This is a genomic window from Aurantimonas marianensis, assembly GCF_024195285.1.
Taxonomy (GTDB): domain Bacteria; phylum Pseudomonadota; class Alphaproteobacteria; order Rhizobiales; family Rhizobiaceae; genus Aurantimonas; species Aurantimonas marianensis.
In genome coordinates this window covers 1-21,610 of sequence record NZ_JALHBS010000060.1, presented here as the reverse complement: position 1 = coordinate 21,610, position 21,610 = coordinate 1, and the positions used below count along the sequence as shown (strand labels likewise).

Annotated in this window: 21 protein-coding genes; 16 read left to right on the top strand and 5 right to left on the bottom strand. The window is 63.8% G+C overall.

The window, feature by feature from the left end; all coding sequences use genetic code 11:
• Positions 1 to 14: 14 nt before the first annotated feature.
• A complete protein-coding gene (locus tag MJ956_RS10895; RefSeq protein WP_423724837.1) occupies positions 15 to 119 on the top strand; it encodes a DUF3126 family protein in 105 nt (34 codons plus the stop codon).
• Positions 120 to 355: 236 nt separating this feature from the next.
• Here MJ956_RS10895 and MJ956_RS10890 read toward each other — a convergent pair whose 3' ends face one another.
• From MJ956_RS10890 to MJ956_RS10880, 3 genes are all read right to left on the bottom strand, one after another.
• Positions 356 to 958, bottom strand: coding sequence for a transglutaminase-like cysteine peptidase (locus MJ956_RS10890; protein WP_253964489.1), 603 nt, complete (start codon positions 956 to 958; stop codon positions 356 to 358).
• Between the two features lie 377 nt (positions 959 to 1,335).
• The gene (locus tag MJ956_RS10885) at positions 1,336 to 2,919 is read right to left on the bottom strand and encodes a phospholipase D family protein (protein ID WP_253964488.1); all 1,584 of its coding nucleotides are present in this window, start codon (positions 2,917 to 2,919) and stop codon (positions 1,336 to 1,338) included.
• Positions 2,916 to 3,716 carry an endonuclease/exonuclease/phosphatase family protein gene (locus MJ956_RS10880; RefSeq protein WP_253964487.1) on the bottom strand — a complete coding sequence of 267 codons (801 nt, stop codon included), beginning with the start codon at positions 3,714 to 3,716 and terminating at the stop codon, positions 2,916 to 2,918. Before MJ956_RS10880 ends, MJ956_RS10885 begins: the two co-directional genes overlap by 4 nt.
• Before the next feature lie 525 nt (positions 3,717 to 4,241).
• Here MJ956_RS10880 and MJ956_RS10875 point away from each other — a divergent pair.
• A complete protein-coding gene (locus MJ956_RS10875; protein WP_253964486.1) occupies positions 4,242 to 5,408 on the top strand; it encodes an acyl-CoA dehydrogenase family protein in 1,167 nt (388 codons plus the stop codon).
• Positions 5,409 to 5,679: 271 nt separating this feature from the next.
• Here MJ956_RS10875 and MJ956_RS10870 read toward each other — a convergent pair whose 3' ends face one another.
• Positions 5,680 to 6,381 (bottom strand): GntR family transcriptional regulator, encoded by a 702-nt coding sequence (locus tag MJ956_RS10870; RefSeq protein WP_253964485.1) that lies wholly within the window; start codon positions 6,379 to 6,381, stop codon positions 5,680 to 5,682.
• A 155-nt stretch (positions 6,382 to 6,536) separates the two neighbouring features.
• Here MJ956_RS10870 and MJ956_RS10865 point away from each other — a divergent pair, with 155 nt between their 5' ends.
• The 12 genes from MJ956_RS10865 to MJ956_RS10810 all read left to right on the top strand — a co-directional run bounded on the left by MJ956_RS10865 (position 6,537) and on the right by MJ956_RS10810 (position 19,931).
• Positions 6,537 to 6,734, top strand: coding sequence for a hypothetical protein (locus tag MJ956_RS10865; protein ID WP_253964484.1), 198 nt, complete (start codon positions 6,537 to 6,539; stop codon positions 6,732 to 6,734).
• Positions 6,735 to 6,759: 25 nt separating this feature from the next.
• Complete coding sequence (locus MJ956_RS10860; protein ID WP_253964483.1) at positions 6,760 to 7,722, top strand: TAXI family TRAP transporter solute-binding subunit; 963 nt, start codon at positions 6,760 to 6,762, stop codon at positions 7,720 to 7,722.
• An 85-nt stretch (positions 7,723 to 7,807) separates the two neighbouring features.
• On the top strand, positions 7,808 to 9,721 hold the full coding sequence (locus MJ956_RS10855) for a TRAP transporter permease (RefSeq protein WP_253964482.1): 1,914 nt from the start codon (positions 7,808 to 7,810) through the stop codon (positions 9,719 to 9,721).
• A 364-nt stretch (positions 9,722 to 10,085) separates the two neighbouring features.
• Positions 10,086 to 11,426, top strand: a complete 1,341-nt coding sequence (locus tag MJ956_RS10850; RefSeq protein WP_423724836.1) for a L,D-transpeptidase family protein — start codon at positions 10,086 to 10,088, stop codon at positions 11,424 to 11,426.
• 177 nt (positions 11,427 to 11,603) lie between these two features.
• Complete coding sequence (gene glyA / locus MJ956_RS10845) at positions 11,604 to 12,920, top strand: serine hydroxymethyltransferase (protein ID WP_253964481.1); 1,317 nt, start codon at positions 11,604 to 11,606, stop codon at positions 12,918 to 12,920.
• 92 nt (positions 12,921 to 13,012) lie between these two features.
• Complete coding sequence (nrdR, locus tag MJ956_RS10840) at positions 13,013 to 13,495, top strand: transcriptional regulator NrdR (protein ID WP_253964480.1); 483 nt, start codon at positions 13,013 to 13,015, stop codon at positions 13,493 to 13,495.
• A 91-nt stretch (positions 13,496 to 13,586) separates the two neighbouring features.
• Positions 13,587 to 14,672, top strand: coding sequence for a bifunctional diaminohydroxyphosphoribosylaminopyrimidine deaminase/5-amino-6-(5-phosphoribosylamino)uracil reductase RibD (gene ribD, locus MJ956_RS10835; protein ID WP_253964479.1), 1,086 nt, complete (start codon positions 13,587 to 13,589; stop codon positions 14,670 to 14,672).
• Positions 14,672 to 15,289, top strand: a complete 618-nt coding sequence (locus MJ956_RS10830) for a riboflavin synthase (RefSeq protein WP_253964478.1) — start codon at positions 14,672 to 14,674, stop codon at positions 15,287 to 15,289. Before ribD ends, MJ956_RS10830 begins: the two co-directional genes overlap by 1 nt.
• Before the next feature lie 140 nt (positions 15,290 to 15,429).
• A complete protein-coding gene (locus MJ956_RS10825; RefSeq protein ID WP_253964477.1) occupies positions 15,430 to 15,879 on the top strand; it encodes a 6,7-dimethyl-8-ribityllumazine synthase in 450 nt (149 codons plus the stop codon).
• A 4-nt stretch (positions 15,880 to 15,883) separates the two neighbouring features.
• On the top strand, positions 15,884 to 16,402 hold the full coding sequence (nusB, locus tag MJ956_RS10820; RefSeq protein WP_253964476.1) for a transcription antitermination factor NusB: 519 nt from the start codon (positions 15,884 to 15,886) through the stop codon (positions 16,400 to 16,402).
• Positions 16,402 to 17,628 carry an MFS transporter gene (locus MJ956_RS10815; protein WP_253964475.1) on the top strand — a complete coding sequence of 409 codons (1,227 nt, stop codon included), beginning with the start codon at positions 16,402 to 16,404 and terminating at the stop codon, positions 17,626 to 17,628. Before nusB ends, MJ956_RS10815 begins: the two co-directional genes overlap by 1 nt.
• A 152-nt stretch (positions 17,629 to 17,780) precedes the next feature.
• Complete coding sequence (locus MJ956_RS10810; protein ID WP_253964474.1) at positions 17,781 to 19,931, top strand: sodium-translocating pyrophosphatase; 2,151 nt, start codon at positions 17,781 to 17,783, stop codon at positions 19,929 to 19,931.
• 79 nt (positions 19,932 to 20,010) lie between these two features.
• Here the strand turns inward: MJ956_RS10810 and MJ956_RS10805 are convergent, their stop codons facing one another.
• Entirely contained in the window at positions 20,011 to 20,484 is a 474-nt protein-coding gene (locus MJ956_RS10805) for an outer membrane protein assembly factor BamE (protein ID WP_253964490.1), read from the bottom strand.
• 212 nt (positions 20,485 to 20,696) lie between these two features.
• Here MJ956_RS10805 and MJ956_RS10800 point away from each other — a divergent pair, with 212 nt between their 5' ends.
• Positions 20,697 to 21,239, top strand: a complete 543-nt coding sequence (locus tag MJ956_RS10800) for a ubiquinol-cytochrome C chaperone family protein (RefSeq protein WP_253964473.1) — start codon at positions 20,697 to 20,699, stop codon at positions 21,237 to 21,239.
• On the top strand, positions 21,236 to 21,610 hold a 375-nt coding region (locus MJ956_RS10795; protein ID WP_253964472.1), incomplete at its 3' end, for a YceD family protein. The genes MJ956_RS10800 and MJ956_RS10795, both read left to right, overlap by 4 nt.

Genomic DNA, 21,610 nt, shown 5'->3' with positions numbered 1-21,610 from the left:
CTGATTCCGCCGAGGTGTATCTCAACGGCGAGTTCGTCGGGCTGCTGGCGAAGGATACGGAGGAGGGTGAACTGTCGTATCACTTCACCATGACGATCCTCGACATCGACCTCGAATAGGGCGACGGCGTCCAGATGAGTTTGCTGGCTCGTCTCTCATGGTGAGGGACGTATCGGTGCTCGCGAATAGCAGGGCCGGCCCTTCCAGCAGGGCCGGCTCCTGGACTGTTCAGGCATGGACGGGGAAAGCCTGAGCAGCCTGTCAGAGAACCGCACCGGGATTTGAAGACCGACAAAAGCGGCTGGAACATTCTCCCGCGCCTACACACTGCTCCAGGGTAGGGCGGACGCCGAGTTCAGCGGACGCTGCCGACCAGAATGTTTCGGTCGTCGGCGATGGCGAGCCATTTTCCGGCATCGCGTTCCGACTGACGCTTCAAATATTCGTAATCCGTATCGCCCCAGGCAAGTACGCGATCATCTAGATTATCGAGGACGTAATCGCCTTGATCGGTGCGGACCGTCAAAACCGCGTGGCCTTCGCCGTTCGACTGGCGCAGCACAGTGATCAGCAGCGCCGAGGCGGGAAGCCCCTCGCGCTGGAGCATGTATTGCTTCAGCAGCACGTAGTCTTCGCAGTCACCCTGAACCGTGGGGTATGACCACACTTCCGGGACGCCGTACATTTCCTCGTCCGTGCGCGGGAAGATGGCGGAGTTGACAGCGTTGTTGACCTCGACGAGCTTCGTCCACATTGCCCGGGTCAGGCTCACGACGCCGACCGAGGCGTTTGGCTGACAGGTGCCAGGGTAGCGCTTGCAAAATTCATAATGTCCAACCGGCTGCGAGGTGATCCCGGTGGTAATCATGGCCGACGACTGGGCCGAGGCCGGCGTCGCGGCAAATGTCGCCGCCAGAAATCCAAGACCAACCACCATCTTGCTAATGAATTTTGACATGTTGCTACTCCCCGTTCGTTCAGGGAGAATGGCACATCATTTTTACTTCCAAGAGAAATGTAGTTACGCAATTTATCTCAAATTTTATCGGCTATCTCTCAGAGTTATACTTTAAGCCACGTGAAGTTTTTCACGATAGATTTCGACGTCGTATTGGGATTTCGTCAACCATCAAGCGCTTCTGCCCAAAGCCGGCGCGCCAACCTTAAACGAGCTCTCGCGGGCGGTCGGCTAAATTTTCGACCTGTTCGAGTCGGGAGAATGTTGGAAATATTGCAAGGTCGCCGGCCATGTTGCGATTAATCGCGCCGCGAATCGCATCTGCCGCGGGATCGGTTGAAGCTTCGATATGACGATCGAAGAGAACCTGGTTGTGGCTATAGCAGCCGCTCGATCGGCATGTATCGTATCACGGCGGCCAGGGCGGCCGCCGGGCGTGTGATCCCGGGCTCTCGCTTGCGATTGGTGTGGCCGTCGTGCCAGAAGAGCCGCCGTCCCTCGCGGGTTACATGATAGGTGACTTTCGGTGATCGCCCTTCCTGTAGAAATGCGGCGGTGCGTCTGGCGAATTCCGGCCCTTGCACCAAAAGAACGACTTCGCTGTTGTCCAGAGCGGAGCGAGGGTCGAGGTTGAAAGAGCCGATCATGGATAGACGGCCGTCGACCAGCATGACCTTGGAGTGCAAGCTGGCGGCGATGTCCTCATGCGCCTGACTGCCGGCAATGGAGCCGTGCAGCAGCGAGGCTACCCGGCGCACCGGTGCGTTGAGCTTTAGTTCGTGGATCGCCACGCCGGCATCGAGTAAGGCATGCCTGTATTTCGCGTAGCCAGCCTGTGCGGCGAGAACGTCATTGGTGGCGAAGGAATTGGTCGTGACACGGACCTTGACGCCGCGATCCACGAGCGCCGCGAAACGGCGCACGCCATCTCGACCCGGAATGAGGTAGCCGGATTCGATCTCGAGCGTTTCTTCGGCCGCGGCGGTCAGGTCGGCGATACGCCCTGCGACCTTGCGATGGTCGGGTCCGGCTATTCCGGGATGGTCGTCTACGATGCTTGACGGACACCAGACGAGATCGGCCAGTAACGCCTGGATCGAGGGAATATTGGCGGCCCGGGCGACGGCTTCGGGATCCGTTTCCTTGGCGACGCCCGCGCGCTGGTCGGAGATTTCCTCGTGAAGTAGCTCCAAGTGTCGGTCGACCATCGCCGATTGCGCTCGTTCTTCTACCCCGAACGCGGAGGACGGCATGGCCAACTCGCTATCCCAATACTTCTGTACCGAGGTCGCGACCGCCGCGGCAGAAGGGCCTGCGATCAAAACGTCACAGTCGCGGAAGTTCATCAGTTCCGCCAAGCCGAAATATGCGTTGCCGAGGGTGCGGCCACCCATGATCGCGACCGCACCGTCGACGACCAGAGCCTTGTTGTGCATGCGCCTGTTGAGGCGTGCGAAGGCGAACAACCAGTGCAGGAAATATGCGCGACGCGTGATCGAGGCATTGTAGATGCGCACCGCCACCAGCGGGTGCGACGCCAAGGTCTTGACCAAGAGGCGCGTGCCGCTCGCGTGGAGGTCATCGAGCAGGACGCGTACATGCACGCCGCGCTCAGCGGCTTCGATCACGCGGCGCGCCATCAGATGTCCGGCCAGGTCGCTGTGCCAGGTGTAGTATTGAAGATCGATCGTGTCGGTTGCTGCTTCAATGAGCGCAAGCCGCGCGGCGAGGGCCTTGGGCCCGTCCGGGAGAAGGTCGTGTCCGCTGTGACCGGCTTCTCGTGCCTTGTCTGGAGTGAGCGTCTCGACCAGGTCTCGCAGCGCCGAGGGTCGTGGCGAGGCGCGTTCGCCTTCGCGTTCCAAGATGTCTCGCCGAATGCGACGATAGCGCCATTCGCCCAGCAGGACGAGACCGCCGAGCCCTGACAGTACACCGAAGACCGCAAGAGCCCATTGCATCATGGACCTTCGCCCCCGATCCCGGACATCTCAGGCCCGAGAGCCATCTTGCCCGTGGAGAGAGGGTTCCGATCGCCACCGAACTCGAACTCCGCCCAAATTGGCAGGTGATCGGAAGCGACCCGGGCGAGCCCGTTGGCGAGGACGGCGCAATCGGTCAGAGCGAGACGGTCATTGTGGTAGATGCGGTCGAGCGCAGTCAGGGGTCGCCGGGATGGATAGCTAGGCCCGGTTGGAGTCAACGACATCTCTTGCTCGAACAGGCTCAGGCTGTTGGGAGTGCGTCCCCAGCCATTGAAGTCACCCACGATGATCGTCGCGCGTTCCGCGTTCAGTTCGGCTGCGGCGAGCAGCGCTTGCGATTGTCGATAGCGGTATCGGGCGAGCAGGCCCAAATGTGTGGCAATCATCCGCAGCGGACGGTCTCCAGCGGTCAAATCGGCAAGAACCGCGCCTCGCGGCTCCAGGCCGGGCAGCTCGAGGCAACGCGTCTGCCGCACGTCGATGCGGTCGCCAATGAGGACGACATTGCCGTGCCAGCCGAGACCCGGCTCGTCGTGGTCAAGCGCGGCGAGCCGAAGGCCGGTGCGTTCGTGAATCTTGACCGCATCAAAAATCGCTCGTCGTTGGTTGAAGCGATAATCGGCTTCCTGCAGCGCGACAATGTCAGCGTCCAGCGAGGCGACCAGATCAAGGATACGTTCCGGGTTCCGCCTGGCGTCACGCCCGATCGCCTTGCGGATGTTATAGCTGGCAACCCTGATTCTCATCGTAACCTCGTCGCATTGCGTGTCCGCCAACCTCCAGCCATGTAGAACGAGGCAAAGCAAGACCAGGGCGACCGATGAAATCCGTCAATGGTCGCCATCGTATGAAAGGGTCACTCGACCGCAATGGCGTCCATGCCATTCCGTCGGCGCGTGGGGTATCTTGCTCATATGGTGACTGCCTGATGGTTGCCAGGCCCGGCCTTTCACCGGTGGGCCTCTTGCCTTCGACACTCGCGTCCTCTTCGGCCGGACGTCGCCGCTGGAATCTCGCCGGACGCGGCGACGTGGCGTTCGTCCAGCACTAACCGGCCGAACCCGAGGAAATCGCCAGCGGCGTCGCGATGCTGGCCTCGCCTCGCGCGGGCTGTATCTCCGGCTCGGTTATCGATATCGATGCCGGACTGCGAAACAGACGGTAGGACAGGCGTGTCAAGTTCGCCGGCGCGCCGAGGCCCGGTGGAAGCTTTGTCCGTCGCTGCGACCAAGCCACCGCCGCCAAGATTCGCTGTTTGGCGGGTTCGGAAGCCGCAATACGGACGGATGTGGAGAATGGGAATGGACATCAGGATCGAGGACGACAATCATCACGATCTTCGGGACGCGTTGCGCGCTCTGTGCGCGGAATTTCCGGCGGAATATCATCGCGCGCACGGCGCCGCCGAGACCTATCCCGAGGAATTCGTCGACGCGCTCACCAAAGCCGGCTGGCTCGCGGCGATGATTCCCGAGGAATACGGCGGCTCCGGCCTGGGCCTGATCGAGGCGTCGATCATCATGGAGGAGATCAACCGGGCAGGGGGCAATGCGGGCCACTGTCACGGTCAGATGTACAATATGGGAACCTTGCTGCGCCACGGTTCGCAGGACCAAAAGCGAAAATATCTGCCGCAGATCGCGTCGGGAGAGTTGCGGCTGCAGTCGATGGGCGTGACGGAGCCGACCACCGGAACCGACACCACGAAACTCAAGACGACCGCCGTGAAGAAGGGCGACCGCTACGTCGTCAACGGACAGAAGGTCTGGATTTCCCGGATCCAGCATTCGGATCTGATGATCCTCCTGGCCCGCACGACTCCGCTGGCCGAGGTCGTGAGAAAATCGCAGGGGCTTTCGATCTTCCTCGTCGATCTTCGGCAGGCGATCGGCAACGGCATGACCGTCAATCCGATCCGCAACATGGTGGGTCACAAGACCAACGAATTGTTCTTCGACAATCTCGAGATCCCCGCCGACAGCCTGATCGGCGAGGAGGGTCGGGGCTTCAAGTATATTCTCGACGGCCTCAACGCCGAACGCACGCTGATCGCGGCCGAATGCATCGGCGACGGCTACTGGTTCACGGAAAAGGCCGCCGCCTATGCCGGGGAACGCATCGTCTTCGACCGGCCGATCGGCCAGAATCAGGGCGTCCAGTTCCCGATCGCACGGGCCTTTGTGAACATCGAGGCGGCGAACCTCATGCGCTTCAAGGCGGCGCGGAAATTCGACGCCAACCAGGATTGCGGAGCCGAGGCCAACATGGCCAAGCTGCTGGCAGCGGACGCGTCCTGGGAGGCAGCCAACGTCTGCATGCAGGTCCATGGCGGTTTCGGGTTCGCCGAGGAATACGATATCGAGCGCAAATTCCGCGAGACGCGGCTTTATCAGGTCGCGCCGATCTCGACGAATTTCATCCTCTCCTATGTGGCCGAACATGTGCTCGGCTTGCCGCGGTCATTTTGAGCGGCGGCGGGAACAGGAGCTTGAAGTTCATAGACGAGCGCGAACGCGACAACGCCGGCATGGGCCGTCCCGTCGCGGGTCCATGTTGAAGGGTTTCTCCGGATCGGCGACCTGTCGGAGCGAGTTTCACGCGCCCACGCCCCCCGCGACGCCGTCCCGGGACTGGTTCCCGAGGTGATCGGCCGGGACGCGGACATAGACGGTAACGCGCGGTCTCGAGCATCTGACGGGAGATCACGGCGGCGGTATCGGCGTATTCCTTGCGGCCCTGTCAGTCGCCCGCGTCGAGAACCTGCACCAGGATCCGCGTGGTTCGCTCGAAATGCTCCGCCACCAGTTTGCTGGCGCGGTCGGCGTCGCGTTCCACCACGGCATCGGCGATTTGCCGGTGCTCCTCGGCCAGGTTGCGCTCATGGCGTTTCAGGTCGACCGAAGCCCGGCGATAGCGGTCGCACTGGTCGTGCAGCAGGCCGCGGACATTGAGGAGCCATTTCGACCCGCAGGCCGACACCGTGGCGAAGTGGAATTCCCGGTTGGCCGTCTCCCATTCCGACAAGGACTCGTGGTCGTCGGACCGGATCCGGGCATCGAGCTTGCCGAGCCGGTAGGCCGCAGCGACGACGCGGGACTCCCACACCGCGTCGCCCTTCTCGATCGCCATCCGCAGCATCTGCAGTTCGATAGCAGTGCGCGCAGTGTTCAGATCCTCGAATTCCGCCGCTTCGAGCGGCGCCACCGCAAATCCGCGATTGCCGGTGGCGATGACGAGGCTGTCGGCTGCCAGACGCTGGAGCGCTTCGCGAAGCGGCGTCGGTCCGACGGCGTAGATCCGGCTCAGCCGCTCGATCCGCAAACGTTCGGCCGGCGGCCGCACACCGGCGATGATATCGGTGCGCAACTGACGATAGGCCGCGTCGGTCAGCGTCATGCCAGTGTCCGGTTTCAGGGGGCGTGTCGCCGCGTTCATATCCATGCGTCTGGCAGCCTTTCCTGCGCTGGAGCCCGATGCCGTCTTGTGGTCGACTGGGCTATTGCGAAAGCCCCCGTCCACGCATTCCCCACGCGCTTGACCCGCAGTTCTACATATGTTTGCTTATTTTATCGATAAAATTCGAAAGCATCGCGGAAATGACGCTGCTGACATTGGGACAGGACGGAGTCCCTGGCGCCGGATTGCTGGATGGGCCCGAGATCGTGGTCTACGGAACCAGCACGCCGGCGGGTGTTGGGATCGACTTCGGATCGCCGCGCGATCCGGCCGACGGCGACCGGGTGGCGGTTTCGATCGACAGGCCCGGGACGCGGGAGAATTTTGTTCGGCAGTAACAATTACAAAGGGGAGGAAGACAGGATGACATTGAGGACAATCGCCTATTCGCTGGCGGCGTGTCTCGCCACCGCATCATTTACGTCTGTCGCCGGGGCGCAGGACAAGACGAGCATCGCCTGGGGCGGCTCCAATCCCGGCGGCGTCATGTACTATATGGTCGGCGTGGCCGGCACCGAACTCGGCAAGGACCTGCCGGATGTCAACATTACACAGGTGACGACCGGCGGATCCACCGAAAACGCCAAGCGCCTGATCAAGGGCGAGCTCGACATGGGCATCGTCTATGGCAGCCACGTCTTCATGGCGCAGGAGCCGACCGGCCCGTTCCAGAACGGTCCGAAAGGCGACATGCTGCGCGGCGTCGCCATGGCCTATGAGGGGCCGACCTACTTCGTTTCGCTCTCCGACAGCGGCGTGTCGTCGATCAGCGATCTCGCCGGCAAGAAGGTGGCGCTTGGGCCGCCGGGCTCCGGCACCGTCTTCAACTGCTCCAATATCCTGACGGCGCTTGGGATCCTCGACCAGGTCGAGCCGCAGATGATGACCTTCGCCGATGCCGGCCGGGCGCTCGGCAACGGCCAGATCGACGCCTTCTGCCAGTCGTCCTCGCCGGCCGCGGCGGTAACCGAACTCGCCGAGACGCGCGATATCGTAGTGCTGCCCTATGAAGAGGATCAACTCGCCAAGATCAACGAGACCTATCCCTTCTACCACACCGGCACGATGCCGGAGACGACCTACAAGGGCGTTCCGGCGACGAAGATGCCCTATACGACCGTCTATTGGGTCGCTCATGAGAGGGTGCCGGAAGACGTGGTCAAGCGCATGGTCGCCTCCGCCTACGAGCGCCAGGACACGCTGGCCAAAGGCCACAAGGCCTGGGCCCAGATGAAGCCGGACGTCGAGAATTTCGAGGCGCTCGGCGCCCCGATGCATCCCGGCGCCGCCGCCTATTATGCCGAACAGGTCGGTTCGGCGAAGTAGGCACCCGTCAGCGGGCCCTTGCTGATGCCCCCGTCGTCCGGCGGTCCGGAAGGCGGGGGTCGTACAACCGCGAAAAGACGAGACGATGGTGGACGCATCCTGGCTGCTGCGCGTCGATGGCGCACGCCGGTCCCTGACCGGCCTCTACGCCCTCGGCTTTAATCTGGTGGCGCTCGGCTTCACCGGCTTCTACCTCTACCCTTCGGGCTTCGGCCTCGTCTCGACCGAGACCAACCGCGGCATCTATCTGATGCTGACCTCGGTGCTGGTGTTCCTGATCTATCCGGCGCGGGCCGGTTCGCCCTCGCATCGCCCCAGCGTCCTCGACCTCGTCTTCGTCGCCGCCACCGTCGCGTCCGTCTGGTACTGGATGGACCAGTATGTCAGCTATGCGATGTTCCGCGTCTCATCGCCCAACACCACCGATCTGGTGATGGGCGCGATCGCCGTCGTAGCCATGCTGGAAACCAGCCGGCGGGCGCTCGGCCCGATCATCTCGATCATCGCCATCGTCTTCCTCGGCCAGCTCTATTTCGGCGAGTATCTGCCCGGCCGCCTCGCCAATCCCGGCATGTCGGTCGAGCGTATCCTGGAATTCACCTATTCCACTCAGGAAGCGTTGTTCGGCGTCGTCACGGCGACCTTCGCCACCTTCGTCTTTCCCTTCATGATCTTCGGCGCCTTTCTGGAGCGCTCCGGCGCCGGTGCCTTCTTCATGGATCTCGGCACCGCGCTTGCCGGTCGCTGGCGCGGCGGCCCCGCCAAAATCGCCGTGATGACCTCGGCGCTGTTCGGCTCGATCTCCGGCTCCTCGGTCGCCAATGTGGTGACCACCGGCGCCTTTACCATTCCGCTGATGAAGCGCACCGGCTTTCGCAACCACGACGCCGGCGCCATCGAGGCGATCGCCTCGACCGGTGGCCAGTTCATGCCGCCGGTCATGGGAGCCGGCGTCTTCATTCTCGCTACCCTGACCGAGACGAGCTACCTGACGATCGCGCTGATGAACGTCATCCCGGCACTCGTCTTCTTCATATTCCTGCTGTCGATGGTCGATCTCGAAGCCGTCCGGCTCGATCTGAAGGGCCTGCCGGCCGAGGATATTCCGAACTTGCGCACGGTGCTGGCCAAGGGCTGGCAGTTCTTCGTGCCGCTGGTCACCGTGATCGGGCTCCTGTTCTCGGGCTATTCCGCGGATTTCTGCGCCTTTTGGGGGACCGTTTCGGCGGCCGTCCTCTCCTGGCTGCGGCGCGACACGCGGATGGGCCCCAAGGCGATTGCCCAGGCCATGATCGGCGGCGCCCGCGGCAACGCGGCGGCGGGCGCGGCTATCGGTACGCTCGGCATCATCATCGGCGGCATCGTGCTGGCCGGCCTCGGGCTGAAATTCTCCGCCGTCCTGATCGACTTTTCCGGCGGCCATCTGTTCGTGGCGCTGTGCCTCGTCACCCTGGTCTCGATCATCATCGGCATGGGTTCGAGCACCACCGGCTCCTACATCATCCTGTCCGTCGTCGCGGCGCCGGCGCTGATCAATCTCGGCGTGCCGGTCGTCGCCGCCCATCTGGCGGTCTTCTATGCGGCGTGCCTGTCCAACATCACGCCCCCGGTCTGCGTGGCGGCCTTCGCCGGCGCCGCGATCGCCGATGCGCCGCCAATGCGGACAGGTTTCGCGGCGCTTAAATTCGGCGCGACGCTAGTGCTGATGCCGTTCAGCTTCGTCTACGTCCCGCAGTTGCTTTTGGAAGGAACGCCCATCGACATCGCCTATACGACCTCCCTCTACGCGCTTGGCTGCGTCCTTTTCGCGATCGCGCTGCAGGGCACCGAGCCGGTCGGCGGCAGGGTGACCTCGCTGCGCCGCGCGCTGTTCGGCGTTGCCGCCGGATTACTGATGTTCCCGACAAATCTTTGGGTCGACCTTGCGGGACTTGCGCTGTTCGCCGCAGCCGCCGCGCCTACCGTCGTGGCACTCCGCGCGCGGACCGCCGCGGGTTAGCGGCGCCTCTGCGACAAGGTTTCGTCTTGCCCGCTGCCGGCCAGAAAGCCGCCCCCATGCTTTGGCCAGATTCAGAAAGATCCGTGATCCGCGCCTATCGCACATGCCAGACGGTTTAAGGCCCGGCGCCGTCCCGGATCGGCTCCGCAAAGGCCGGTGGGGCTTTCGCGTCACGGTAGCGCGCGGTCGCGTCTAAGTGGCGGGCTTTACAGGCTCTCTTCACGCTTTGGCCATATTGCGATGTCTTACCCGACATGACGTATGGGAGCGGCGCCCAGCGCCCACGCTCGAAGCCTGCAGGCCAACCTTTCACACGGGTGAGCGGGCCGCGCCGAACGACCAACCAGACTGACGAGGGGACCTCATGGCCAAAGCAACCGATCGGCTTCACGGAAAACGCTTGACGCGCCGGAACTTCGTTCTCGGTACGGCCGCGGCCAGCGCAGCGTTGATGCCGGGCACCGTTTTGGCCCAGAACGCCCTGAGCGATCTGCTTCAGGCGCCAAGCCGTGGCAATTGGGACGATCAATTCGACACGCGCGGCACCAATGTCCGCCAGGTCGCGTCGAACTCTCCCACGCTGTCGTCAAGCACCGTCGCGTCGATGCAGGCCGCTATGGCCAACTACCAGCAGATCGTCCAGATGGGCGGATGGCCGATGGTGCCCGACGGGCAGCCAATGCGTCTAGGCGTGCAGTCGCCCGCGGTCGTGGCGCTTCGCCAGCGTCTTGCCATCTCCGGCGATCTGCCGGCCAGCGCCGGTGCGTCGCAGGCCTTCGACACCTATGTCGACGCGGCGGTCAAGCGCTTCCAGGCGCGCCACGGACTTCCGGCGGACGGGGTCGTATCGACCCATACCTACAAGGCCATGAACGTTCCGGCGGATCTGCGTCTCGGTCAGTTGCAGACCAACATAGCCCGGATCGAGTCGAACATCGGCGATCTCGCCCCGCGCTTCGTCATGGTCAACATTCCCGCCGCTTCGATCGAGGCGGTCGAGAATGGGCGCGTGGTCCAGCGCCATACCGCCATTGTCGGCAAGGTGGATCGTCAGACCCCGATCCTGACGTCCAAGATCACAAATCTGAACCTCAACCCGTATTGGCACGCCCCGGCCTCGATCGTTCGCCGGGACATCATTCCGCTGATGCGCGAGGATCCGACCTATCTGGAGCGCAACTTCATTCGGATATTCGACGGCAGCGGCAACGAGATACCGCCCCAGTCGATCGACTGGAACACCGACGAGGCGGTGAAGTATCTTCTCCGTCAGGACCCAGGCAAGATCAACGCGATGGCATCGGTGAAGATCAACTTCCCGAACCCGCACGCCGTCTATATGCATGATACGCCGCAGCAGAGCCTGTTCTCCGAACTGCTGCGCTTTGAATCCTCCGGTTGCGTGCGCGTGCAGAACGTCCGCGATCTGATCGTCTGGATCGCCCGCGACGTGCCTGGCTGGGACCGCCAGCGCATCGAACAGGTGATCGCATCACGTGAGCGCGAGGATATCAACCTGACCGAGACCATCCCGGTCTATTTCAGCTATTTCACCGCCTGGGCGACCGATCCGGCGGTGGTGCAGTTCCGCGACGACATCTATCAGCGGGATGGGGCACAGCAGCTGGCGATGGGCGACGTCAACGCGACCGCCTACGCCGCCAACGAGCAGAACCCCTACGCCCGCGGCGAGGACGGCTACTGACGCCCGGGCCATGCACCCGGGGGCGTTCGAGGGACGTGTTTTTGCGGGCCGGAGGCGACAAGTCTCCGGCCCGTTCGCGTGACGGTTGGCACATTGGTCTGCCGGAACGGCTGTGATATGGCCGAGACAGATATTGCAAAGCCGGCGCGCGCGCCGGCCGATGAGGAGAGAACACGAATGAGCCAGGCTTCCGGCGCTGCCGCCCCTTCCGATTTCGAGGACTTCTTTACCGCCACTCTGGCGGAGCGGGATCCGGACGTGGCCGGCGCGGTGCGCCAGGAACTCTCCCGCCAGCAGCACGAGATCGAGCTGATCGCCTCGGAAAATATCGTATCGCGGGCGGTTCTCGAAGCACAGGGCTCGGTCCTGACCAACAAATACGCCGAGGGCTATCCGGGGCGGCGCTATTATGGCGGCTGCGAATTCGTCGACATCGTCGAGGATCTCGCGATCGAGCGCGCCAAGCAGCTCTTCGGTTGCGCCTACGCCAACGTCCAGCCCAATTCCGGCAGCCAGGCCAATCAGGCGGTGTTGCTGGCGCTGTCGAAGCCCGGCGACACGCTGCTGGGAATGAGCCTCGACGCCGGCGGTCACCTGACCCACGGCGCCAAACCCAATCTGTCGGGGCGTTGGTTCAATGCCGTCCAGTACGGCCTCGATCTCGACACGGGTCTTATCGACTACGATCAGGTCGAGGCTCTCGCGACGGAGCACAAGCCGGCGGTCATCGTCGCCGGCGGTTCGGCCTATTCCCGCCGCATCGACTTCGCGCGCTTCCGGGCCATCGCCGACAAGGTGGGGGCCTATCTGTGGGTCGACATGGCGCATTTCGCAGGCCTCGTCGCGGGCGGTCAGCATCCGAGCCCGTTCCCGCATGCCCATGTCGCCACCTCCACGACCCACAAAACCTTGCGCGGGCCGCGCGGCGGCATCGTCGTGACCAATGACGAGGTGATCGCCAAGAAGATCAATTCGGCGATCTTCCCCGGTCTGCAGGGCGGACCTCTGATGCATGTGATCGCCGGCAAGGCGGTGGCTTTCGGGGAGGCGCTGACGCCGGAGTACAAGTCCTACATCAAGGCGGTGGCGGACAATGCCAAAGCCCTTGCCGAGACGCTGCGTGAGGGCGGTGTCGATATCGTTTCCGGCGGTACCGATACGCATTTGATGCTGGTCGATCTCCGCCCCAAGAACCTGACCGGAAAGGACTCGGAACGCGCGTTGGGCCGGGCCAACATTACCTGCAACAAGAACGGCGTTCCCAACGATCCACAGAAGCCGACGATCACCTCCGGCGTCCGGCTCGGCACGCCGGCCGCAACGAGCCGCGGCTTTGGCGTGCAGGAATTCCGGGAAGTCGGCCGGATGATCGTCGAGGTGCTGGACGGGCTCAAGTCCGCCAATTCGGAAGAGGGCAACGCGACAGTGGAAGCGGCGGTGAAGGACAGGGTCATCGCGTTGACCGATCGCTTCCCGATTTACCCGAACCTCTGAGGCGCGCGCCGCCGCGCGTCTTCAGACTCAACGAATTTTAATCGGGCGCCCGGCGGCAGACGCCGGGCGCCGCTACGAGTGACGAGGGCCCCATGCGCTGCCCCTATTGCGGCTCGCAGGATAGTCAGGTGAAGGATTCGCGTCCGGCCGAAGACGGGGGCGCGATTCGCCGTCGGCGCGTCTGTCCCGATTGCAATGGTCGCTTCACGACCTTCGAACGCATCCAGCTCCGCGAGCTTCAGGTCCTGAAGAAGTCCGGCAAGAAAGTCCCGTTCGACCGCGACAAACTGGCCCGATCCATCGAGGTGGCGTTGCGCAAGCGACCCGTCGAAGCGGAGCGAATCGAACGCTTGATCTCGGGCATCGTCCGTCGCCTCGAACAGTCCGGCGAGCAGGATATTCCGTCCGATACGATCGGCGAGATGGTGATGGAGGCGCTGAAGGAACTCGACGACGTCGCCTATGTCCGTTTCGCGTCGGTCTACCGTGATTTTCGCGAGGCCAAGGATTTCCAGTCGTTGATCGGCGAACTGGCCCGGGCGGATTCGTCGGGTATCGCAGAGAAGCCAGAATGACAGCCGATCGGATCGGAATCGACCGATGACGGCTGACGCTCCAATCGGACCATCGGCGGGCGGGGTGGCCACGGCGGCAGATCACCGTTTCATGGCCGCCGCCATTCGCTACGCGATGCGCCATGTCGGGCAGACCGCGACCAATCCCTCCGTCGCGACCCTGATCGTTCGTGACGACGGCGAGGGACCACGCATCGTCGGGCGCGGTGTCACCGCGATCGGTGGTCGGCCGCATGCCGAGCCGGTGGCGCTGGCCGAGGCCGGAGCGCTGGCCGAGGGAGCAACGGCCTATGTGACGCTCGAGCCATGCGCCCATCATGGGCGGACGCCGCCCTGCGGAGAGGCCCTGGTTGCCGCCGGCATTGCGCGGGTGGTCTCGGCCGCCGCCGATCCGGATCCGCGGGTCGACGGCAAGGGGCACGCCATTCTCGAGGCCGCCGGCCTGGCCGTAACGCGCCGGTTGATGGCGGGCGAGGCCGCGGAGACGGTCTCAGGATATCTCAACCGGCATCGCGAAAAACGCCCCGAAGTGACATTGAAGCTGGCGCTATCGGCGGATGGAAAGCTAGGATCGAAGGGGCGGGGACAGGTGAAGATCACCGGTCCGATCGCCAATGCCCAGACTCATTTGGCGCGCACACGACACGACGCCATCCTGGTCGGAGCGGGGACCGTCCTTGCGGACAATCCGCGCCTCGATTGCCGGTTGCCCGGGCTCGCCGGCCGCTCGCCAACCCGTGTCGTGCTCGATCCGCGATTACGCACGACGGCAGAGATGGCCATCGTGCGAACCGCAAGGGAAACGCCGACGCTGATCGCCACCTTCGCCGATGCGGATCCGCACCGGCGCGCGGCGTTGGCTGCGGCCGGCGTCGGATACGTCGCCTGTGAAGCCGATCCGCGAACCGGCCGGATCGCGCTCCCCGAACTTCTGGAGGATCTCGCCGCTAGGGGCATGTCGAGCGTTCTGGTCGAGGGCGGGGCCGAGACCGCGGCGGCGTTCCTCGACGAGAACCTCGTTGATCGGCTTGTGCTTTTGCGGGGCGAGGCCGACATCGGCGACGACGGTATCGCGAGCCCGATCGATGTCGCGGCGGCGCGGCGACGTTTTCGCCTGATTCGTGAGTATCGCTTTGGCGGCGACCATTCGTTCGAGTTCGCCCGGAGGGAAGCCTGATGTTCACCGGTATCGTCACGGATAAGGGTCGGATCGACCGCGTGGAACGGCTGGATTTGGGGCGCCGCTTCCGGATCGCGACCATATACGATCCGGCGTCGATCGCCATTGGCGCGTCGATCGCGTGTTCGGGGGTTTGCCTGACGGTGACGGCTCTGCCCGGCCAAGGCTCGAACGGTGGCTGGTTTGAAGTCGAGGCTTGGGAGGAGGCGCTGCGCCTGACCACCGCGGGACAGTGGGAAGAGGGCACCGTTATCAATCTGGAGCGCTCGCTGCGAATCGGCGACGAAATCGGGGGGCATCTGGTCTCCGGACATGTCGACGGTCTGGCCGAAATCGTCGCCGTCGAGGAGGAGGGCGAAGCCGTCCGGTTCCGCCTGCGCGTGCCCCATGATCTGAAGCGATACATCGCCAGAAAGGGATCGGTGTGTCTCGATGGCACGTCGCTGACGGTCAATGACGTCGCCGACGATCGCTTCGACGTCCTGCTCATCCGCCATTCGCTGGAGGTCACCACCTGGGGCGCGCGAAACCGAGGCGACGCGGTCAATCTTGAGGTCGACCAGATTGCGCGCTATGCCGAGCGCCTGTTCGGCGCAAACTCGACCGCATTCTAGCGGCGGTGGTTCGCTGCCGGGAATTTCTAACAAGCACCGACCGGTCACCACAACGCAACCACGCGAACTCCCTGCGGCGAAATTCCGCCCGCGCCGCGCCCCCGTCTGCCGGAATGCCCGACCGCCAGGAAGGAACACCCATGGCATCCAAGCCGCATCTCCTCGTCGTCGAGGCCAGGTTCTATGATCACATCGCCGATTTGCTGATCGAGGGGGCCACGGCCGAGCTCGACAAAGCCGGCGCGACCTTCGATGTCGTGAGTGTGCCAGGCGCGCTGGAAGCACCAGCGGCCGTTGGATTTGCTCTCGCCGGCGCGGACGAGGGTAGGGTCGACTATGACGGGTTCATCGTGCTCGGATGTGTCATCCGCGGCGAGACCTATCATTTCGAACTCGTTGCCAACGAGTCGTCGCGGGGACTGATGGCGCTGTCGATCGACGAGAATGTCGCGATCGGCAACGGCATACTGACCGTCGAGACCGAGGAGCAGGCGCTCGATCGCGCCGACCTTCGTCGCAAGGACAAAGGCGGCGCTGCCGCCCGCGCGGCGCTACGGATGATCGCGCTCCGCGATCAATTGGGGGCCTGAGATCATGGCCGGGACAGAGCCACAGCCGCGCGTCGTCAAGCCCGCCAACAAGCGCGGCGCGGCAAGACTCGCCGCCGTGCAGGCACTCTACCAGATGGATGTGGGCGGCACCGGTCTGCTGGAGACGGTAGCGGAGTATGAGGGATACCGGCTCGGCCAGGAGATTGATGGGAACACCTACCGCGACGCGGATGCGGCGTGGTTCCGCGATGTCGTCTCAGGCGTCGTGCGAAGCCAAAAGGCGATTGACCCGCGCATCCACGCCTCGTTGCCCGCGGATTGGCCGCTGTCGCGCATCGACACCACGCTCCGGGCGATCCTGCGCGCCGGAACTTACGAATTGATCAATCGCAAGGACGTTCCGGTTGCCGTCATCGTCTCGGAATATGTCGACGTCGCCAAGGCGTTTTACAACGACGACGAACCGGGATTGGTCAATGCGGTCCTCGACCGCGTCGCACGCGCCGAACGCGGCGAGGGCAGGGGCAAGGACGCCAAAGGTGCGAAGGGCTCGCAGGACTGATGGAGAAAGCGGCGATCCTCTCGCTCGGTGAACGGGTCGTGCGCCGCAACGCATTGATCCTGGCGGGCGCGCAAGCTCTGGTTGGAGGCGCGGCGCCGGTCGTGATCTCGATCGGTGGCCTCGCCGGTGCGTGGCTCCTCCTCGACGACAAATCGCTGGCGACGCTCCCGGTAACCGGGTTCAATCTCGGTATCGCGCTAGGGGCCTTGCCGGCGGCTGCGCTCATGCGGGCCGTCGGGCGGCGGCTTGGTTTCGTTTCCGGGGCGCTCGTCACCTCCACCGGCGGCCTGGTCGCGACCCTTGCCTTGTTCGGCGGCAATTTCTGGCTGTTCGCCTTGGCTTTGCTGCTGATCGGCGTCGGCGGCGCCTTCACCCAGCAATATCGCTTTGCCGCCACCGACGGCGCCTCCAGAACGTATCAACCGCGGGCTATCGGGATCGTGCTTGCCGGTGGCATCCTGGCCGCCGTGATCGGACCGCAGACGGTGCGACTGACGGACGGCCTGTTTCTGCCGGTCAATTTCGCCGGGGCGTTCGTCGGGGTAATCATCCTCGGGATCCTCGGGGCCGGGATCCTGACATTCCTGCGAATTCCCGATGGCCCAGAGGAAACCCATCCGGACGATGCGATACCGGCGCGGCCATTGTCCGAGATCGTCGCGCAGCCGCGCTTCCTGGTCGCGCTCCTGTGCGGCGTTGGCACATATGGGGTAATGAGCTTCGTCATGACCGGCGCGCCGCTGGCGATCGTCGGCTGCGGGCTGAGTCAGGACGTGGCCGTGCTGGGTATTCAGTGGCACGTCCTTGCGATGTTCGGGCCGAGCTTCTTTACCGGCCGCCTCATCGCCCGGTTCGGAAGAGAGGTCATCGTGGCGACCGGGCTTTTGCTGCTTGCGGCGAGTGGCGGCATTTTCATGGCCGGTCTCGCGGTCTGGAACTTCTGGATCGGTCTCGCGCTGCTCGGCCTCGGCTGGAATTTCGGATTCATCGGCGCAACGGCGATGGTCGCGGAGACGTATCGGCCCGCGGAGAAGAACAAGACGCAAGGGGCGCACGATTTCGTGCTGTTTTCCACCGTCGCCTTCGCGTCCTTCATGTCCGGGCGGACCTTCGTCGCGGCGGGCTGGGAGGCGATGAATGTCGTGATCTTCCCGATCGTGACGCTCTGTCTGGTGGCCTTGGTCGTGCAGTCCCGTTTCGCCCCGCGGACGCAGCCGCGGGCGTGAATTCGCCCTTTTGACCAATCTCCGTGCTTGACGGCATCCGGCCCTCCTATAACCTCCCGGTCGCCTTGCGGGGCGGGGAATGAAATTCCTTTCTCGTCGGCACGAATTGGGGAAGTCGCCGGAACGTCTCTGGCGAGGAGTGAGGGAACAGCATGCCGACAATCCTACTTATTGTGGCTCTGTGCGGGCTACTGGCTGTGGTCTACGCGATTTGGGCCACCCGATCGGTCATGACGGCCGACCAGGGCTCGGCGCGAATGCAGGAGATCGCCGGTGCGATTCGGGAGGGCGCTCAGGCGTATCTTTTGCGCCAATACACCACGATCGCGATCGTCGGCGCGGTTGTCGCCATCATCACCTGGCTGCTCCTGTCGGCCTATGCCGCGGGCGGCTTTCTCATCGGCGCGGTCTTGTCGGGTCTGGCCGGCTTCATCGGCATGAACGTGTCGGTGCGCGCCAATGTCCGGACCGCCCAGGCGTGCTCGCGCTCTCTGAGCCTCGGTCTCGGCATTGCCTTCAAGTCCGGGGCGATCACCGGAATGCTGGTGGCGGGCCTCGCCCTGCTGGGTGTAACCGTCTATTTCTATGTTCTCACATCTCAGTTTGGCTTCGCTGCGTCCGACCGAACCGTCATCGACGCACTCGTCTCGCTTGGTTTCGGCGCGTCGCTGATCTCCATCTTCGCGCGCTTGGGTGGCGGCATCTTCACCAAGGGCGCGGATGTCGGCGGTGATCTCGTCGGCAAGGTGGAAGCCGGCATTCCCGAGGACGATCCGCGCAACCCGGCGACGATCGCCGACAATGTCGGCGACAATGTCGGCGATTGCGCCGGCATGGCGGCCGATCTCTTCGAGACCTACGCGGTCACCGTCGTCGCGACGATGGTGCTCGGCGCGATCTTCTTCGCCGGATCCGACATCATCGAAAGCGTGATGGCATACCCGCTGGCGATCGGCGGTGCCTGCATCGTCACGTCGATCGTCGGCACGTTCTTCGTCCGGCTTGGCTCGAACGGTTCGATCATGGGCGCCCTTTACAAGGGCCTGTGGGCAACGACGCTGCTGTCGGTCGTTGGATTGGCGGTCGCGACCTGGGCGACGATCGGTTTCGGCGACATCGGCCAGTCGACGGATGGCGTGACGATCAACGGCCTGAACCTGTTCTTCAGCGGCATCATCGGCCTCGTGGTCACCGGGCTGATCGTCTGGATTACCGAATTCTATACAGGGATCGGCTTCCGCCCGGTCCGTTCGATCAGCGAGGCGTCCGTCTCGGGCCACGGTACCAACGTCATCCAGGGCCTCGCGGTATCGCTCGAGGCGACCGCTCTGCCAACGATCGTCATCGTCGCCGGCATCATCTCGACCTACCAGCTCGCCGGCCTCTACGGTACCGGCATCGCCGTGACCGCGATGCTCGGGATCGCTGGCATGATCGTCGCTCTCGATGCCTTCGGCCCGGTGACCGACAACGCCGGCGGCATCGCCGAAATGGCCGGCCTGCCAGCCGATGTCCGCCGTTCGACCGACGCACTCGACGCCGTCGGCAACACCACGAAGGCCGTCACCAAGGGCTATGCGATCGGGTCGGCCGGTCTCGGCGCGCTGGTGCTGTTCGCGGCCTACAACTACGATCTGCAATATTTCATACAGCAGGCCAATGCAGGGCAGGGTTTTGAGTATTTCCAGGGCGTCGAACTCGACTTCGCCCTGACCAACCCCTTCGTCGTCGTCGGCCTGTTCCTCGGCGGACTGATTCCGTTTCTCTTCGGCGGGATCGCGATGACGGCGGTCGGCCGCGCGGCGAGTTCGGTGGTCGAGGAAGTTCGTCGGCAGTTCCGGGAGAAGCCGGGCATCATGGCCGGAACGGAGCGGCCCGATTATGCAAGGGCGGTCGATCTTCTGACCCGCGCGGCGATCAAGGAGATGATCGTGCCGTCGCTGCTGCCGGTTCTGGCGCCGATCGTGGTCTATTTCGGCGTCTTGTTGATCGCCGACAAGAGCCAGGCCTTCTCGGCGGTGGGAGGGATGCTGCTCGGCGTCATCGTCACCGGCATCTTCGTCGCGATCTCGATGACGTCCGGCGGCGGCGCCTGGGACAATGCGAAGAAATCCTTCGAGGATGGTTTCGTCGACGCCTCGGGCACCAAGCACATGAAGGGATCGGAGGCGCACAAGGCCTCGGTTACCGGTGACACGGTCGGCGATCCCTACAAGGATACGGCGGGCCCGGCCGTCAATCCGGCGATCAAGATCACCAACATCGTCGCGCTGCTGCTTCTGGCGGTGCTCGCCCACAGCTGATCCTGGGCTGAGGCGCAAAAACGAAAGAGCCCCGCGAGATCGCTCGCGGGGCTCTTTCATGCCGACCGACTGGCGCTCGTCAGAGGCGGATACCCGGCCCGCCACTGCCGGTATCACTCAGGATCTGCCCGAGGAACGTGCGATCCTTGCCACCTGTCGTCGTCGTGCGCGATATGAAGTCGAAGAGCTGGCCGTTCTGCAGACCGTAATCGGCGATCCGCTCGACCCGTCCGTCCGCATTGAAGTAAACCGCAAGCACCTTCTGGTCGACCAGTTGAGGCTGCATGAACGCCACTGGCCGCACGCGCTTCTGGGAAATGTAATAAAACACTTCGGTGTCGAACGTCGCCGTCGTCGAGGGCGAACCGAGTGCGAGAAGTACCTGTTCGCGGCTGGAGCCGACCGGGACCAGCTCGAGGCTTTTTTCGTCGACGACATAGCCCTGGTTCAGGATCTCGCTGGTCGAGCACGCTGACAGGGCAAGAATCGCCGCGACGGCGGCGGAGGCGAGCATCGATCGCTTCAGACAGGCGGATGGGTTCACGCTGATCATTCTCCTTGAGGCCACCGGTAGTGACGTCGCTCCCCGTAGGCTGCTGCGGATAAAGGTGATTTCCAACGCGCCGCGAGGGCGCGGCGATCTCGTCGACCGCCTTTCGAACCGAGCCGGTCGGACTAGGTAAAGCACCTTCGGCGGCGTTGCAATCGGTTCGGCACTGTGGCACCCGCCCCAGTGATATCGCCCCAAACCCATCGGACCCCGCCATGTTCGAACGACTGAGAACCAATCGTCGTAATCGCGAAGTCGTCGAGCGGCTTTATGGCGAGTTGGTGGCGCTTGCCCGAAGTCCCGACCTCTATCTGGAGCACGGCGTCCCGGATACCGTGATGGGCCGGTTCGATGCTCTGTCGATCCATGTCTTCCTGTTTCTCAAGCGTTGCCGGGAGGAGCCTGCTCTCCAGCCGATCGCGCAGGACGTCGTCGATCGGTTTATCGCCGATGTCGAACAATCGATCCGCGAGCTGGGCGTGGGCGATCCCTCGGTTCCCAAGCGCATGCGTAAGCTGGCCGGCATTTTCTACGAGCGCGTCGCCGCCTATGACGCGGCGCTCGATGGGTCCCAAGCACCGCTCGCGCACCTCGTCGCCGCGCTCCAGAAGCGCGTGGTTCCCGCCGAGGCGGCGGAGGGTGCGGCCCTGCGGCTTGCAACCTACATGACGGGGATGAGAACACGATTCCAGGCGACGACGGCCACCGCGATACTTTCGGGAAGCCTCCAGACCGGTGAGCAGGGAGGCGCAGCATGAGCGGGGAATTTGTGGGGCCCCAGGCGATCCGATATCCCATATCGCCGCTCAAACTGCCGCGCGATGGCATGCCTGTCCGCTTCGAGGCCGACGCAACCGCGCGTGAGGCGTTGGCTCGCGATCTCGACATTTCGGCGGTGGAGACCTTTGTCGGCGATCTCCGCGTTGTGCAGTGGCGGAACGAAGGGGTGCGGGTCACCGGGCGGGTCGTGGCGACGGTCGTGCAGCAGAGCGTCGTCACCCTGGAGCCGCTGCGCCAGACGATCACGGAACCGTTCGAGATGATATTCGTGCCCGAAGGCTCCAAGCTGGCGCGGATGGATCAATCGGGCGAGCTATATATCGATCCAGAGGGTGATGATCCGCCCGAG